The organism is Pantoea sp. B566, from assembly GCF_024793925.1.
Classification (GTDB): Bacteria; Pseudomonadota; Gammaproteobacteria; order Enterobacterales; family Enterobacteriaceae; genus Pantoea; species Pantoea ananatis.
In genome coordinates, this window is sequence record NZ_JANUQL010000003.1 from 1,091,731 (window position 1) to 1,108,043 (window position 16,313).

The 16,313-nt window shown below is 54.1% G+C and carries 14 protein-coding genes; 5 read left to right on the forward strand and 9 right to left on the reverse strand.

Features of this window, described 5'->3' with window-relative positions:
• Nucleotides 1-157: 157 nt before the first annotated feature.
• Both NYE92_RS06800 and sanA read left to right on the forward strand, forming a co-directional pair.
• Nucleotides 158-1,855: an NAD-dependent malic enzyme gene (locus NYE92_RS06800; RefSeq protein WP_014594107.1), complete on the forward strand. Its 1,698-nt coding sequence runs from the start codon at nucleotides 158-160 to the stop codon at nucleotides 1,853-1,855.
• Nucleotides 1,856-1,988: 133 nt separating this feature from the next.
• Nucleotides 1,989-2,708, forward strand: coding sequence for an outer membrane permeability protein SanA (gene sanA / locus NYE92_RS06805; RefSeq protein ID WP_014594108.1), 720 nt, complete (start codon nucleotides 1,989-1,991; stop codon nucleotides 2,706-2,708).
• A 262-nt stretch (nucleotides 2,709-2,970) separates the two neighbouring features.
• Here the strand turns inward: sanA and mglC are convergent, their stop codons facing one another.
• The 7 genes from mglC to NYE92_RS06840 all read right to left on the reverse strand — a co-directional run bounded on the left by mglC (nucleotide 2,971) and on the right by NYE92_RS06840 (nucleotide 11,220).
• The gene (gene mglC, locus NYE92_RS06810; RefSeq protein ID WP_013026418.1) at nucleotides 2,971-3,981 is read right to left on the reverse strand and encodes a galactose/methyl galactoside ABC transporter permease MglC; all 1,011 of its coding nucleotides are present in this window, start codon (nucleotides 3,979-3,981) and stop codon (nucleotides 2,971-2,973) included.
• A gap of 19 nt (nucleotides 3,982-4,000) precedes the next feature.
• Nucleotides 4,001-5,521, reverse strand: a complete 1,521-nt coding sequence (gene mglA, locus NYE92_RS06815; RefSeq protein ID WP_014605428.1) for a galactose/methyl galactoside ABC transporter ATP-binding protein MglA — start codon at nucleotides 5,519-5,521, stop codon at nucleotides 4,001-4,003.
• Nucleotides 5,522-5,591: 70 nt separating this feature from the next.
• A complete protein-coding gene (gene mglB / locus NYE92_RS06820; protein WP_013026420.1) occupies nucleotides 5,592-6,587 on the reverse strand; it encodes a galactose/glucose ABC transporter substrate-binding protein MglB in 996 nt (331 codons plus the stop codon).
• A 320-nt stretch (nucleotides 6,588-6,907) separates the two neighbouring features.
• A complete protein-coding gene (gene galS, locus NYE92_RS06825) occupies nucleotides 6,908-7,948 on the reverse strand; it encodes an HTH-type transcriptional regulator GalS (protein ID WP_013026421.1) in 1,041 nt (346 codons plus the stop codon).
• A 142-nt stretch (nucleotides 7,949-8,090) separates the two neighbouring features.
• A complete protein-coding gene (gene yeiB, locus NYE92_RS06830; RefSeq protein ID WP_019106544.1) occupies nucleotides 8,091-9,251 on the reverse strand; it encodes a DUF418 domain-containing protein YeiB in 1,161 nt (386 codons plus the stop codon).
• A gap of 50 nt (nucleotides 9,252-9,301) precedes the next feature.
• On the reverse strand, nucleotides 9,302-9,967 hold the full coding sequence (gene folE, locus NYE92_RS06835; protein WP_259018773.1) for a GTP cyclohydrolase I FolE: 666 nt from the start codon (nucleotides 9,965-9,967) through the stop codon (nucleotides 9,302-9,304).
• Between the two features lie 125 nt (nucleotides 9,968-10,092).
• On the reverse strand, nucleotides 10,093-11,220 hold the full coding sequence (locus NYE92_RS06840) for a YbfB/YjiJ family MFS transporter (RefSeq protein WP_022623415.1): 1,128 nt from the start codon (nucleotides 11,218-11,220) through the stop codon (nucleotides 10,093-10,095).
• 106 nt (nucleotides 11,221-11,326) lie between these two features.
• On the opposite strand from NYE92_RS06840, the gene ptrR reads away from it, so the two are divergent.
• The 3 genes from ptrR to fghA all read left to right on the forward strand — a co-directional run bounded on the left by ptrR (nucleotide 11,327) and on the right by fghA (nucleotide 14,302).
• The gene (gene ptrR, locus NYE92_RS06845; RefSeq protein WP_013026425.1) at nucleotides 11,327-12,238 is read left to right on the forward strand and encodes a putrescine utilization regulator PtrR; all 912 of its coding nucleotides are present in this window, start codon (nucleotides 11,327-11,329) and stop codon (nucleotides 12,236-12,238) included.
• A 78-nt stretch (nucleotides 12,239-12,316) separates the two neighbouring features.
• Nucleotides 12,317-13,441 carry an S-(hydroxymethyl)glutathione dehydrogenase/class III alcohol dehydrogenase gene (locus NYE92_RS06850; RefSeq protein WP_015699906.1) on the forward strand — a complete coding sequence of 375 codons (1,125 nt, stop codon included), beginning with the start codon at nucleotides 12,317-12,319 and terminating at the stop codon, nucleotides 13,439-13,441.
• Between the two features lie 15 nt (nucleotides 13,442-13,456).
• The gene (gene fghA / locus NYE92_RS06855; protein ID WP_078828798.1) at nucleotides 13,457-14,302 is read left to right on the forward strand and encodes an S-formylglutathione hydrolase; all 846 of its coding nucleotides are present in this window, start codon (nucleotides 13,457-13,459) and stop codon (nucleotides 14,300-14,302) included.
• A gap of 36 nt (nucleotides 14,303-14,338) precedes the next feature.
• Here the strand turns inward: fghA and NYE92_RS06860 are convergent, their stop codons facing one another.
• Nucleotides 14,339-15,130 (reverse strand): ABC transporter ATP-binding protein, encoded by a 792-nt coding sequence (locus NYE92_RS06860; RefSeq protein ID WP_014605425.1) that lies wholly within the window; start codon nucleotides 15,128-15,130, stop codon nucleotides 14,339-14,341.
• The gene (locus NYE92_RS06865) at nucleotides 15,127-16,203 is read right to left on the reverse strand and encodes an iron ABC transporter permease (RefSeq protein WP_259018774.1); all 1,077 of its coding nucleotides are present in this window, start codon (nucleotides 16,201-16,203) and stop codon (nucleotides 15,127-15,129) included. The genes NYE92_RS06860 and NYE92_RS06865 overlap by 4 nt, the downstream gene beginning before the upstream one ends.
• Between the last annotated feature and the right edge of the window lie 110 nt (nucleotides 16,204-16,313).

The following is a 16,313-nucleotide window of genomic DNA, read 5'->3' on the forward strand; positions in this document are numbered from 1 at the left end:
GTTTTAAACAGTTTCTAAATCTTTTATTTACAAAAGCTGTACATCGGCCAGAAATTTCATAGGATCTGGCGCCAGGTCTTCGTCATCACAATAAAACTGGCGTCACCCTACTCTTTGATTATTGCGCCAGGAAAACTTGCAACCGGAGCATGACTGCATGGAACTCGAATACGAAAGTAAACGCCCGCTATATATTCCTTATGCTGGCCCTATATTGCTGGAATTTCCGCTGCTGAATAAAGGCAGTGCCTTCAGCATCGAAGAGCGCAATGAATTTAACCTCAATGGCTTACTGCCAGAAGCGGTAGAATCCATCGAAGAGCAGGCAAAACGCGCATGGCGTCAGTTTCAGGACTTCAAAAACAACAACGATAAACATGTCTACCTGCGCAACATTCAGGATACCAACGAAACGCTGTTTTATCGTCTGCTGGACAACCATCTCGAAGAGATGATGCCGATTATCTACACGCCAACCGTCGGTGCCGCCTGCGAACACTTCTCAGAAATTTATCGCCGCGCGCGTGGCGTGTTCATCTCCTATCCCAACCGTGCGCACATCGAAGACATGCTGCAAAACGCCACCAAACAAAATGTGAAAGTGATTGTGGTCACTGACGGTGAGCGCATCCTTGGCCTGGGCGATCAGGGCATCGGTGGCATGGGCATTCCAATCGGTAAGCTGTCCCTGTACACCGCCTGTGGCGGCATCAGCCCCGCTTATACCCTGCCGGTGGTGCTGGATGTGGGCACCAATAACCAGCAGCTGCTTAACGATCCGCTGTACATGGGCTGGCGCCATCCCCGTATCACGGGCGAAGAATATGACGAGTTTGTAAACGAGTTTATTCAGGCCGTGAAACGCCGCTGGCCAAAAGTGCTGTTGCAGTTCGAAGATTTTGCACAGAAAAACGCCATGCCGCTGCTGGAGCGCTATCGTGACGAAGTGTGCTGCTTCAATGATGACATTCAGGGTACTGCTGCGGTCACCGTTGGCACCCTGATTGCCGCGAGCCGTGCAGCAGGCAGCCGCCTGTGCGAGCAGAAGGTTGTCTTCCTGGGCGCGGGTTCAGCCGGTTGTGGTATTGCCGAACAGATCATCGCACAGATGAAATCGGAGGGTCTGAGCGACGACGAAGCCCGTCGTCGCGTCATGATGGTGGATCGCTTTGGTTTGCTGACCGACAAACTGCCTAACCTGCTCGATTTCCAGAGCAAGCTGGTGCAGAAAAGCGACAACCTGAAAGACTGGGATACCTCAAATGATGCGATCTCACTGCTGGACGTGGTGCGTAACGCACAGCCAGACATCTTAATCGGTGTGTCAGGTCAGCCTGGGCTGTTCACAGAAGAGATCATCCGTGAGATGCACAAGCACTGCAAACGTCCAATCGTGATGCCGCTTTCTAACCCAACGTCTCGCGTTGAGGCCACGCCGGCAGACATTATTGCCTGGACCGATGGTGCCGCCCTGGTCGCTACCGGTAGTCCGTTCTCACCGGTTTCGTGGAACGGTAAGACCTACCCGATCGCGCAGTGTAATAACTCCTACATCTTCCCTGGCATTGGCCTGGGCGTGATTGCGTCTGGCGCATCGCGTGTCACCGATACCATGCTGATGACGGCCAGCCGTGCTCTTGCGGATTGTTCACCGCTGGTGAACGATGGTGAAGGCCCGGTTCTGCCTGAAATTAAAGATATTCAGGGCGTGTCGAAGATTATCGCGATGGAAGTGGGCAAAGCTGCCCAGCTCGCGGGCGTCGCGGTGGTGACTTCAGAAGACGTGCTCTCACAGTCTATCGCCAATAATTTCTGGCTGCCTCAATACCGCCACTACCGCCGTACCTCTATCTAAAAACACGGCGCTGGATCCCTGCGGATCCAGCGCTGCTTAAATTTACACCAGCCAGACGGGGTAAACTTGCTTAGCGGGTGACGCTCAAGTAGCCTTGTCCCACCCAAACTTCGGATCTCGAGTGCTCAGGCGCATGTTGAAACGCGTTTTCATTGCTCTGCTTTTCATCATCTTAACGATGGTGGCGACGGCGCTCGGCCTGGACCGCTGGATCAGCTGGAAAACGGCACCCTATATCTATGACAACCTTGCTTCCCTGCCCCACCGTCAGGTCGGGGTGGTACTGGGCACGGCCAAATATTATCGCACCGGCGTGATTAACCAGTATTACCTGTACCGCATGCAGGGCGCGCTTAACGCCTATAACAGTGGAAAGGTGAACTACCTGCTGCTGAGCGGGGACAATGCGCAGCAAAGCTACAACGAACCCATGACTATGCGGCGCGATCTCATCAAAGGTGGCGTCGATCCTGCTGATATTGTGCTGGACTATGCGGGCTTCCGTACGCTGGATTCTATCGTCCGTACGCGTAAGGTATTCGATACCAACGACTTTATTATCATTACCCAACGTTTTCACTGCGAACGGGCGCTGTTTATTGCCCTGCACCTGGGGATTCAGGCGCAGTGCTATGCGGTTCCGTCTCCTAAAAATATGCTCAGCGTACGAATGCGTGAAGTCGGTGCGCGGCTGGGTGCGCTGGCCGATCTGTTTTTACTGAAGCGCGAACCGCGTTTCCTTGGCCCGCTGGTGCCGATCCCGGCTGTACATGAAGTTCCTGAAGATGCACAGAGCTATCCTGCCGTGACGCCGGAACAGCTTCTGGAACTGGAACAGAAACGCCGTCAGTAATTTACCCCGTTTACCCGCGTTTCAGTAACAGATGAGCCCGGAATGGCTTATGGCTCCCCCACCTTACCTGCCTGATGCGGCTGTCAGAAATGAAACGGGAAGGCTGCGGCGACGTCCGCCAGCCAATTCAGGGTTGCGCACCGTGACGTTGAGCCGATGCCATGAAAGAAACAGCGCCCCGACGATGGGCGACCCCCACAACACCGCGTAAAAGGGCGCAAAAAAAGCGGCCCTGAGGCCGCTTACATCATTGCCACTGCTGTTATTTTTTACGCGAGTACTTCAACGAGTCGAGCGCCACAGCGAAGATAATGATGCCGCCCTTAATGATGTACTGCCAGTAAGGGTTGATACCGATATAGGTCAAACCGTAGTTGATGACGGTGAAGATCAGCACCCCGGTCACCACACCGGCCACCGTACCGACACCACCGGCAAAGGACACGCCACCGACTACGCAGGCTGCGATAGCATCCAGTTCATACATGAAACCGAGGTTATTCGTGGCTGAGCCGATACGACCCGCTTCCAGCATACCGCCGAAGGCATAAAACACGCCTGACAAGGCATAAATCAGGATCAGGTTCAGGTTAACGTTCACACCTGACACTTTTGCCGCTTCCGGGTTACCCCCGATAGCAAAAATGTTTTTACCAAAGCGCGTTTTGTTCCACAGAATCCAGACAAACACGACAGCAATCGCTGCATAGAAGGTGATGTAAGACAGTTTGAAATCACCGAAACGAAGGAAGCCTTGTGTGAAAGTTGAGAAGCCATCATAGAAGCCCGCAATCGGTGAGGCCCCAACGAAGTCGTAATACAGTGAGTTAATGCCATAAACGATGATCATGGTACCCAACGTAGTGATAAAAGGCGTCACTTTCAGATAGGCAATAATGACACCATTCACCAGACCAATAACGGCACCAATCACACAAACAATCAGGATAACGACCGGAATCGGCACGGTTTCCAGATGCGGAAACACTTTGTTGACGTTATCCATGGATTGCAGCAATGAGGCGGCCACAATGGCGGCCAGCCCCACCTGACGCCCGGCAGACAGGTCAGTACCCTGGGTCACAATCAGCCCCGCCACGCCCAGCGCGATAATAATACGCACCGAAGACTGGGTCAGAATGTTACTCAGGTTCATTAAACTTAAAAATGTCGGATCCTGGAAAATAATAACAGCCAGTAGTACCAGCAGTACGACATAAATGCCGCCCTCTTTCAGCCAGGTTAGCGCATTCTTTTTTGTAGTCGCTTTCATGTTAACAGCCCTTACTTCATTAAAGGTGTAATGACGCTAAACGCAATATTTCGTTCTGCGTGGTCGTTTTCGTATCAACAATGCCGGCGACCAGACCGTTACTCATTACCAGAATACGATCGGTGATGCCCAGCAACTCTGGCATTTCGGAAGAGATAATAATGATGCCCTTTTCCTTCTTCGCCAACTCAGCCATCAGCTGATAAATTTCGAATTTGGCCCCCACATCAATACCGCGCGTGGGTTCATCAAGCATTAAGATTTCAGGCTGAGTCAGCAACCAGCGACCAATAATGACCTTCTGTTGGTTACCACCAGAAAGTGAACCAATTTGCGTATGATGCCCTGGCGTTTTTACCCGCATAGCGTCGATAACCCATTGGGTATCGCTTTTCATGCGTTTATTATCCAGCAGACCAATACTGTTCTTATATTTTTTGATATTGGATATCAGGGAATTAAATCCAATATCCAGAAAAGCGTAAATACCGGTAGAACGACGCTCTTCAGTTACCAGCGCAAAACCATGGTTAATGGCTTCATTGGCGGTATGATTGTTAATCGTTTTACCATGCAGTTTAATTGTGCCGCCCGATTTTTCGCGAATGCCAAACAGCGTTTCAACGATATCGGTACGTTTTGCACCCACTAACCCGGCAATGCCGAGTATCTCCCCTTTACGTAAATCAAAAGAAATATCGCGAATTGAGGGCTGACGCAGCGACGTCAGATTGCGCACCTCCAGAATGGTTTCACCCGGAACATTGGTGCGATCCGGGAAGCGCTGACTGAGAGAGCGCCCAACCATCATGGAGATGATCTTATCCATATCCAGCCCTTCAAGCGGCTGAGTCACAATCCACTGGCCATCACGCAGGATGGTAATTTCATCGCACAGCTGGAAAATTTCTTCCATTTTATGCGAGATGTAAACAATTCCGCAGCCGCGATCTTTGAGCTTACGAATAATCGTGAACAGATGATTAACTTCTTTTTCGGTTAACGAAGAAGTCGGTTCATCCATGATCACGATTTTGGCGTCATAGGAAAATGCTTTGGCAATCTCAATCATCTGCATTTGCGAGACGGAGAGATGGGCGACTTTATCACGCGGATCGATATTAATATCCAGCTCGTCGAAAATCGCTTTGGTATCACGGTACATTTTGTCCTGATCGACAAAAACGCCTTTGCGTGGATAACGCCCAAGCCACATGTTGTCCATCACGGTACGCTGTAATACCAGGTTTAATTCCTGGTGCACCATCGACACGCCGTTTTCCAGCGCTTCTTTGGAGCTTTTGTAATCTATTTCCTGCCCTTGAAAAAGAATGCTGCCTGTATCTTTTTTATAGATACCAAATAAACACTTTAACAATGTCGATTTACCAGCGCCGTTTTCACCCATTAGTGCATGAACGGAGTGAGGCCGCACTTTTAAATTAACGTTGTCGAGAGCTTTCACGCCGGGAAATGATTTACTGACGTTGGTCATTTCCAGCAGATATTCGCGCTGCGCGGTCGTATTATCACTGGCCATAATTTACCTGGCTACAAAACGGTGATGACATAAAAAAGGCGCAGCAGCTGCCGCGCCCGTCTGCAAAGAGTTATTTCTGGAACTGAGACAGGTTTTCCTGATCAACCGGTACATAAGGTACGCGTACGATCTTATCAACCATCTTGAAGTTGGTGCCTGCCGTCGCCGGTTTGCCATCTGCAAGGTTCTTGGCCATGTCGATGGTGGCTTTCGCCTGGTTTTCCGCGTCATTCAGCACGGTACCGGCCATTGCGCCTGACTTAACCAGCGCCAGTGCTTCAGGTAACGCATCCACACCGAAGACCGGGATGGAAGACATGTTGTGTGCTTTCAGCGCTTCTACGGCACCCATTGCCATGGCATCGTTGTTGGCGATAACCACTTCGATTTTCTTGGCGTTAGGACCTGACAGCCAGGCGTCCATCTTATCTTTCGCCTGAGCGGTATCCCACATTGCCGTATCCATCGCTAACTGCTGGGTTTTAACACCGTCTTTGTTCAGCGTATCGATAACGTATTTGGTACGCGCTTCCGCATCCGGATGACCCGGCTCGCCTTTCAGCAGAACGAACTGAATCACACCATCTTTATTCAGGTCCCAGGCCGGGGTTGCTTTCCAGTGCTTCTCAATCAGTTTGCCCTGAATCACACCCGACTCTTTTGAGTCAGTACCCACGTAGTAAGCTTTGTCATAGCTGGCCAGCACTTTCGCGTTTGGCTCTTTGTTGAAGAACACCACGGGAATGTCGTTAGCACGGGCTTTCTGGACAACCACCGCGGCCGCGGCCGGATCGACCAGGTTAATTGCCAGCGCTTTCACGCCTTTTGCCATCAGCACGTCAATTTGATCGTTCTGTTTAGACTGGTCGTTCTGCGAGTCATTCATCAGCAGCTGAATACCGCCCAGCGTCTTGGCTTCTTTCTCGATATCTTTACGTACCATCGACATGAAGTTGTCGTCGTATTTGTAAATGGTTACGCCGATACGCGTGTCAGCGGCATGCGCCGTTGCACCAAACATCATGCTGGCAACCAGTGCTGTGAGCGTGAAAACCTTCTTATTCATGGTATCTCCGGTTTTTTTGCAGGGTCTTTTTTTGTTCTGCCGCGCAGATGGCGTTAGAACATCAGGTAGAATTATTCGGCGAGGCAGGATGCGCTCTCTATCAGGCTGAGCCACTGCTGTGCCATGCAAAACTCAACTTCCGTGACTTCCGTGTAGGCTACTGCATCCATAGTGCGTGTCATGAACCATGTAAACCGGCGACCAGGCCGGTGCCCTCAACAGGAGAGTGGCGTTACATAATGTTTCAGTACTGTAAGACGCTGCCATCATAGTGATAGCAATGTTAATTAACTGTGAATACAATCACAGATTGAAAACGGTTACATCGTGGAATCGCCTGAATTAGTGACGGACTCCACAATTTGCTTTTGCGCTACGGAATGGCGGCGTACCAGCGTCGGCATAAAGATGTGTTTTGCACTGCTGTCGATACAGCCCGCGGCCCCCTGAAGCGCCAGTTCGGTGGCAAGTTTTGCCATTGAAACAATGGGATAGCGAACGGTGGTCAGTTGCGGATCGGTGTATCGGGAAATCGGAATATCGTCGAAGCCCACTACGGAAAAATGCTGAGGGACCTGAATTCCGTTGTCTTTAAGGGCCGTAAGCGCGCCTGCCGCCATGCTGTCGTTATAGGCGAATATGGCGCTCAAATTGAGATTACGCCCCAGCAGTTCTACCATTGCGGCTTCGCCGCCCTGCATGTCGGGTTCGGCGCTGGCTATCCAGCTTTCCTGCGGACGAATCCCCTGCTCTGCCAGGGCCTGCAGCCAGCCTTCACGCCGCTGTGTAACGTCTTCAATGGGATGACTGGAACACAAATAGCCAATGCGGCAATGCCCCTGTTGCAGCAGCATTCTTGAGGCCATCAATGCGCCCGTTACATTATCAAGGCTGACACAGCGATGCTCGAAACCCGGCACGCTACGGTTAATCACCACCATACCGGGCACCTGGCTCATAAAATCGGCCAGTTCGGCGTCTGAAAGCGTTTTCGCGTGCACCACCAGCGCATTGCAGCGTTGGCGTATCAACACTTCAATGGCGTGGCGTTCTTTTTCTTCATGGTGCCAGGAGTTACTGATCAGAACATGCTTGTGCACGCGCTGTGCCACGGTATCGACCGCCTTCACCAGCGCGCCGAAAAAGGGGTCGGAAACATCCATAACCACCACCCCGATGGTATCACTCACCTGGGTAGCCAGCGCCTGAGCGTTGGCGTTTGGGCGATAGCCCAGAGCGTCAACCGCCTGTAACACGACGTCACGTGTTTCAGCGGTGACCGCGCTGCTGTTATTTAGTACGCGCGAAACGGTGGCCACTGACACACCGGCCTGACGCGCAACATCACGAATCGTTATCATGCAGCACTTCCAGAGAGATAAGGCATTACGCCAGTTACAACACCGGCGCTATTTTGTCAGGGAAGATCGCCACACAGCGTGAATTACGTCACATCAATGAAAACGGTTACATACAATTCTGTAACCTTTGTGATGGCGGTCATTATCTTTCAGAGGGGGAAGTGGACGGTGCGCCTGCGGCAATCAGCGTCAGACGACGCCAGATCCATTCGAGAGGGCCCTGCGGGAAGTAACGCAGCCACAGCACGGAAAACAGCAGGTTAACGCACCAGATGACTGGCACCAGCATCACCAGCTGCAGGCGTGAGAAATGCATAAACTCGCCGAAGCGATAAAAGAGCGTGGTACAGATCAGGGATTGCAACAGGTAGTTGCTGAGCGCCATTCGACCTACGCAACGAATGGCATAGCTCAGCCGCCAGCGCTGGACCGAAGACCAAAAGCCGAAACACAATGCCGTATAGCCGAGGCTGATGAGCGGACTGGCCAGATCGCGCGGCAGTTGCAGATAAAACGCGCTCCAGCGGTAGTCCCAGTTAACCCACCACTGTGCGGCAACGCCCGCCGCCGCCATCAGCAAACCCAGCGGCAGCAACAGCGCGGCAACGCGTCGGTAGTGCTGTAGCGGAAAGGTTCCTTTCAGCCATCCGCTGCGCACCAGCGCCGCCCCCAGCATCATCAGTCCCGCCAGTTGCCAGCCGTACTGGGCCACCAGCGCCATCAATCCCGAAGAAAGGTGATCTAAACGAATCTGCACGGCGGCCAGACCGCCCGTGAGCTTCCAGAACTGCTCGTACTGGATCTCTGCAGCGCCCGGGAGCCATGAGGGCGACGGTTCAGGGCTGGAGATCAAGCCAAATACCAGCAACACGGCGCATCCCATCAGATAGAGCAGAATTCCGGTGTTAATTAACCCCCGGGTAGAGGGAACATCGCGCAGCATACGCCAGATAACCAGCCCGATAATGCCGTAATCCAGCAAGATATCGCCTTCCCAGATAAATACGCTGTGAATCAATCCCAGCATCACTAACAGGGATAAACGGGCAGTCAGCCAGCGGCTACCGCGTGACAGCTGCATCTGCAGGCCTGCCCCGAACAGCAGAGCGAAAAGCGTCAGGAATTTAAGCTGGGCAAAGACATCGGAAATAGCCCACGTCCAGGCATCAAAAAGGGTGATGCTGCCCTGCCAGGCAGGATTAAGGTAGGCAGCAGAAGGTAAACCAAAGCCAATAATATTTAACAACAGAATGCCGAGAATGGCACAGCCCCGAATAAAATCCAGCACGAGGTAGCGTTGCATGTGGGATCCTGATGTCTCAGGCGGGCGACCGTCGCGCCCGCCCGTCAGCTTTAGTTATGACGCACCGCGCGCAGGAATTCCTGACGGGTATTTTGACTGGATTTAAACAGCCCACCCAGCGAGGTCGTGGTCGTGGCGCTGGTGGCATCCTTCACGCCGCGCGCTTTCACACAGTAGTGCACGGCATCGATCGAAACGGCAACGTTATTCGTTCCCAACAGCGTTTGCAGCGCCAGCAGGACCTGCTGTGTTAAACGCTCCTGCACCTGAGGCCGCTGCGCGAAGAACTGCACGATGCGGTTGATCTTGGATAAGCCGATCACCTTATCTTTAGGGATATACGCGACGGTGGCTTTCCCGTCGATAATCACAAAATGATGTTCGCAGGTGCTGGTCAGCGTAATGTCGCGAACCGTCACCATCTCATCCACTTTCATCTTGTTTTCGATGAGCGTGATTTTGGGGAAGTTGGCATAATCGAGACCGGAAAAGATCTCATCGACATACATTTTGGCGATGCGATGCGGGGTTTCCATCAGGCTGTCATCTTCAAGATCCAGATTCAGCAGCTGCATGATTTCCGTCATATGGCCTGCAATCAGGCTCTTACGCGTTTCATCGTCTATTTCACGCGTGGGTGCGCGCAGCGGCGTTTCCAGCCCACGCGCCAGCAGCGCTTCGTGGACCAGTGCAGCTTCCTGACTCAAGGTGCTCATCTTACTCTTCTCCGGCAGGTGTTGCGCCCGCCGTCTGTTGCCAGCGGGTCATATTTCTGAGTGCGTATTGTGAAACTTTCTGTGCAGGGAATCCAGCAATCAATCCGATTGGAGATGAAAGCTTTTCACGCGTCCCGCCGCCAGACCAGAAGCCCTGCGACGATCAGACTGGCCCCCGCCACCCACAGTGCGGGTTCGAGACGATGAAGAAACAGCGTTGACAGCGAGGAGAGCATAGGCCCTGCCAGTTGCCCAACTGCGTAGCCGGTTGTCAGCAAGCCGGCCATATAACGCATATGCTGTGGTGCCAGTTCACGAGCACAGAGCAAAGACAGCTGTACCACACACAGAAAGCCGCCCCCGACCAGCAGCGCGCCGATAAGCAGCCCGCTGAACCCCGGCAGCAATGCGGCCGCCAGCACACCCAGCGCCTGTGCCCACAGGGTCACCGCCAGGCGGGCATGACTGCTCCCCGTCTTGCGCGTGACAATGCCCAGAACAATACCGATGACCGCCGCACCGCCGAATATCGGCCAGACAAACTGTGCCATGGCACTGCCTGGAAAACGCACTGCAGCCATTTGTGAAAGAAATGTCGCGGGGAGAATATAGCCAAATCCCGCCAGGCTGTAACTCAGGACCAGCCGCCGGAGGTTACGGGTCAGCACCAGCGATGGCGGTGCCTGCTCCGGACGATGTAGCTCACCCTTGCGCGGCAGATTTCGGCTAATGAGCGCCACCAATACCGCCGCCAGCGCGGCATAAACCCACCAGGCCAGCGCCGCTGAGACCTGATATCTGTGCAAGCTCACCGCGAGCAGACCGCTGATAAAAATGCCTGCACCCGGTCCGGCAAAGACGGCTGCCGACAGCCCCGGACGACCATACTGATGCAACTGCTCGTTGCTCCACGCCGCCGCCAGCACCAGGGCGCATCCACTGGCCCAGCCGATGGCAAAGCGAATAACGCCATGCCACCACGGCCCGTCGGCAAAGGCCGACAGAGCCGTCAGCACCACGGCGCCCCACGTTCCGAGTTGCAGACGCAACGCGACCTTATGGCGTGCGCGCATGGCATCGAAAGACCCGCACAGGTAGCCCAGATAGTTTAACGCCGCCACCAGGCTGGCGCTGGTCAGCGTTAACTGGTGCGCCTGAATCATCAGGGGAACCTGCGGGGTAAAGGCAAAGCGCCCGATTCCCATTACAACAAACAACGTCAAAAATGCACTTATTGCCACGCGAAACGCCATCTGCCACCTCAGTTTTTTACACAGAAACTTGCTTATAGCATGAACGATGCTTACACTCACAAAAAGTGAATAATCTTAAGCAACTTGTTTACAGGAAGAGAACACTATGGATTTAGTTCAGTTACGTATGTTCTGTTCCGTGGCAGAAAGCGGTTCCCTGGCCCGTGCTGCGGAACAGCTGCATCGGGTTCCCTCCAACCTCACGACGCGTCTGCGTCAGCTGGAAGAGGAGCTGGGTGTCGATCTGTTTATTCGCGAAAAACAGCGCATTCGCCTGTCGCCCATGGGCCATAATTTCCTTAACTACGCCCAGCGTATTCTGGCCCTGAGTGATGAAGCATTAAATATGACCCGAGCGGGTAAACCCGGCGGGAATTTTGCACTTGGCTCGATGGAAAGTACCGCCGCGACGCGCCTGCCTGGCCTTCTGGCTGCCTTCCATCAGCGTTTTCCTGCTGTCGCCTTATCGCTGATTACAGGCACCTCAGGGGAAATTATTGATCGAGTACGTGAAGGTACGCTGGCCGCGGCCCTGGTCGATGGCCCGGTTCAGCACGACGATCTGAATGGCTGTATTGCCTTTCGCGAGGAGATGGTCTTGATCACCGATCTTGATCATATCCCGGTAACCTGCGCGCGCGACACGCAAGATGATACCCTGTTTGCCTTTCGCAACAGCTGTTCTTACCGGGTTAAACTTGAAGCCTGGTACCGCGACAGCCAGGCCGCGCCTCACAGCGTGATGGAAATTCAGTCTTACCATGCCATGCTGGCCTGTGTCGCAGGCGGCGCGGGCGTGGCTATGATTCCCGCGTCGGTGCTGAAACAGATGCCAGACCGCGCCCGTGTTCAGGTACACAGCCTGCCGGCGGAATATCGCAACACCGCCACCTGGCTGATGTGGCGACGCGATGCCTTCACGCCCAACGTTGAGGCGCTGAAGTATCTTATTATTGAACAATTTCACGATCGTCCGCTCAATGACGAGCTGATGCATCCATTGCAGGCAGCGGAATAGAGTTTCCGCGCTATTTTTAACTTATCACGACCATCCAGACGCCACATCGCGTCACAATCTGACTGGAAGAGGGATTGCATGAACATGATCAAAACCCGTGCCGCCGTAGCCTGGGCCGCAGGCGAACCGCTAAAAATCGAAGAAGTGGATCTTATGCCGCCGCAGAAAGGGGAAGTGCTGGTACGTATCGTCGCCACCGGCGTCTGCCATACGGATGCGTATACGCTGTCCGGCAGCGATCCTGAAGGCGTGTTCCCGGCGATTCTGGGTCACGAAGGCGGTGGCGTTGTTGAAGCGGTCGGCGAAGGCGTGACCAGCGTTGAAGTGGGCGATCACGTGATCCCGCTTTACACGCCAGAATGTGGTCAATGTAAGTTCTGCCTGTCCGGTAAAACGAATCTGTGTCAGGCCATCCGCACCACGCAGGGCAAAGGTCTGATGCCTGACGGTACCACGCGTTTCTTTAAAGACGGCAAGCCGATTTTCCACTACATGGGCACTTCAACCTTCTCTGAATATACCGTCGTGCCTGAAATCTCCCTGGCGAAAATCAGTAAAGAAGCGCCACTGGAAGAAGTGTGCCTGCTGGGTTGTGGCGTAACCACCGGTATGGGCGCAGTGATGAACACCGCCAAGGTTAAAGAAGGCGATACCGTTGCCATCTTTGGGCTGGGCGGCATTGGTCTGTCGGCGATTATCGGCGCGAAAATGGCCAAAGCGGGCCGCATTATTGGTGTTGATATCAACACCAGTAAGTTTGATCTGGCGCGTAAGCTGGGTGCCACCGATCTGATTAACCCGAAAGACTATGACAAGCCGATTCAGGACGTGATTGTTGAACTCACCGACGGCGGCGTGGATTATTCCTTTGAATGTATCGGTAACGTCAATGTGATGCGCTCTGCTCTGGAGTGCTGCCACAAGGGCTGGGGCGAGTCGGTGATCATCGGCGTTGCAGGCGCAGGTCAGGAGATTTCAACGCGTCCATTCCAGCTGGTAACCGGCCGCGTCTGGCGTGGCTCTGCTTTCGGTGGCGTGAAAGGCCGTTCACAACTTCCCGGTATCGTGCAGGATTATCTTGATGGGAAATTCGCGCTGAACGATTTCATTACCCATACCATGCCGCTTGAAGAGATTAATGACGCCTTTGATTTAATGCATGAAGGGAAATCGATCCGCTCCGTCGTGCATTTTAACAAGTAACCGGGGGCGCTATCTATGACATCTACTCTGGAGCTGCTGGAAGAGCATCGTATTTTTGGCGGCTGGCAGCAGCGCTGGCGTCATCAGTCTCAGGTGCTTCATTGCCCGATGACGTTCAGTATCTATTTGCCGAGTCCGCGCGGTGATTCCCCGCCGCCGGTGGTGTGGTTTTTGGCGGGCCTGACCTGCAACGACGAGAACTTCACCACCAAGGCTGGCGCACAGCGTGTCGCTGCCGAGCTGGGCCTGGTGTTAATCATGCCGGACACCAGCCCACGCGGTGAGCAGGTTGCGAATGACGAAGGCTATGACCTGGGCCAGGGCGCAGGTTTTTACCTCAACGCCACGCAACAGCCCTGGGCGGATCATTACCGTATGTTCGACTACCTGAGTGACGAGCTGCCTGAGCTGGTTGCCGATAACTTTAAGGTCAGTGAACGTCAGTCGATAATGGGCCACTCCATGGGCGGACACGGTGCGCTGATGCTGGCATTACGTCTGGGAAACCGCTTTGCGTCGGCTTCCGCCTTTGCGCCCATCGTTAACCCTTGTGAGGTTCCCTGGGGCCAGAAAGCATTCACGGCCTATCTGGGGGACGATCGCCAGGCCTGGCTCGCCTACGACAGCTGCCAGCTGATGCGGGAGGTTCAGCATCGTCTGCCGTTGTTGATCGATCAGGGCGACAGCGATCAGTTCCTGGCGGATCAACTGCAGCCGGAGCGCTTAGAAGCGATCGCGCAGGAAATGGGCTTCCCGTTGACCCTGCGCATCCAGCCTGGCTACGATCACAGCTACTTCTTCATTGCCAGCTTTATCGAAGATCACCTGCGCTTCCATGCGCAACACCTGCTGGTAGGGTGATCTCACACAGGGGATTGCCAGTGCAATCCCCTGATTTCAAGACAGTCCTTCCTGTACCAGCCCGTCAATCATGACCTGCGGTGTACCGCGTGAACAGTGCTCAATGCGGCCCTGTACGCCGTAAACCTGCGCCAGGGTTGCTGGGGTGATAACGCTATCCGGCGTGCCTTCGGCAATTAACCTGCCCGCTTTAAGCATCACCGCATGCTTAGCGTGGCGTAAGGCAATATTGATATCGTGCACCACCACCACCGTGACCATATTGCGCAGCGCGGTTTCACGCCGTACCAAATCCATCACGTGGAACTGGTAGTTTAAATCCAGCGCGCTGAGCGGTTCATCCAGCAGCAGCAGCGCAGGCCGACGAATCAGCGACTGCGCCAGGCCCACTAACTGTTTCTGTCCACCGGAGAGCTGGTCAAGGTAACGCATGGCCAGATGCGCAATGCCCAGTTGCTCCAGCAGCGCCATCACGTCCGCCTCGCTGGCGGCGCTATGTAAACCACTGGAGGCGCGCTGTGCCACGATAATGGACTCCAGCACGTGCAGATGAACGCCAGCCGGCAGCGACTGGGGCAGATACACGACCTGTCTGGCACGCTGGGCGAAAGGCTGGGTCATCAGGTCTTCCCCGTTGAGCCACAGCTCGCCCTGCCCTTTATTCAGTCCGGCCAGCGCACGCAGCAGCGTAGATTTGCCACAGCCGTTCGGTCCTAGCAGAACCGTAATTTCCCCACGCGGCAGGCGCGCCACATTCAGGTTTTCAATGACCTGGCGTTTGGGATAACCGGTCGTGAAGCCGCGCAGGCTTAATCCTTGCTCCCTCATACTGTCCCCCGGTGACGCAGAATAATACTCAGGAAGAACGGTACGCCAATCAGCGAAGTCACAATGCCCACCGGCACGATGGCGCCGGGAATAAGGTTTTTCGACGCCACAGAAGCCAGCGACAACACCAGGGCACCGGTCAGCGCGCTGGCCGGCAAATAGAAGCGATGATCTTCACCAAACATCATGCGGGAAATATGCGGTGCCACCAGCCCAATAAAGCCAATCGGTCCGACGAAGGCGACGGCCAGCGCGGACAGTACGCTGATACGGAGCAGCGTGGCCAGGCGTAAACGACGAACATCAATACCAAAACTGATCGCCCTGTCTTCACCCAGGCGCAATGCGGTGAGTTTCCAGCTGCTGAGCATAGAGAAGGGAACCAGCAGCGCAAAGGCCGCACTCAGTACGCCCAGCTTTTCCCAGGAGGCGCGCGCCAGGCTGCCCATGGTCCAGAACACCAGCCCCTGTAACGTATCTTCGCTGGCAATAAACTGCATCATTGAAACCAGGGCGTTAAAAGTAAACACCAGGGCGATACCAAACAGCACCACACCGGACGATGACACCTGGGTCCATCGCGTAATGCCATCCAGCATCAACGCGGCAAACAGGGCAAACAGAAAGGCGTTGGCCGAGATAAACCACTGCCCGGAGATGCCCGGGATCCCTACGCCCAGAATAATCGCCAGTGCTGCACCAAACGCCGCCGCAGAAGACACGCCCAGCGTGAACGGACTGGCGAGCGGATTATTCAGGATCGTTTGCATTTCGGCGCCGGCGAGGCCCAGCGCCAGGCCAACAACAATCGCCATCAAGGCATAAGGCAGGCGAATATCCCAGACGATTACGCGGGTACCTGCATCGACGCTCTCAGGAGAGAGCAGCGTGTGCCACAACACGGACAAAGAGAGCCCTGCCGGACCGAGCGTAAAATCAAGAACGAGTGAGGCGAGTATCGCTATCTGCAGCGCACCCAGCCAAAAGATTCGGCGGCGCACAACCTGATGATAGTTTTTTAATGTGTGCTGATGGTCCACTTCAGCACCGATCAACGAGGATTCCGTTGTCATGATTCAACCCAGTAATGGCTCCAGAATTAAAAACGCAGCCACAATAGTGCAGGTGATAATAATTATCAATTCATGGAATGTTAACAGTGATGACGTAAGCTTAAAAAAAC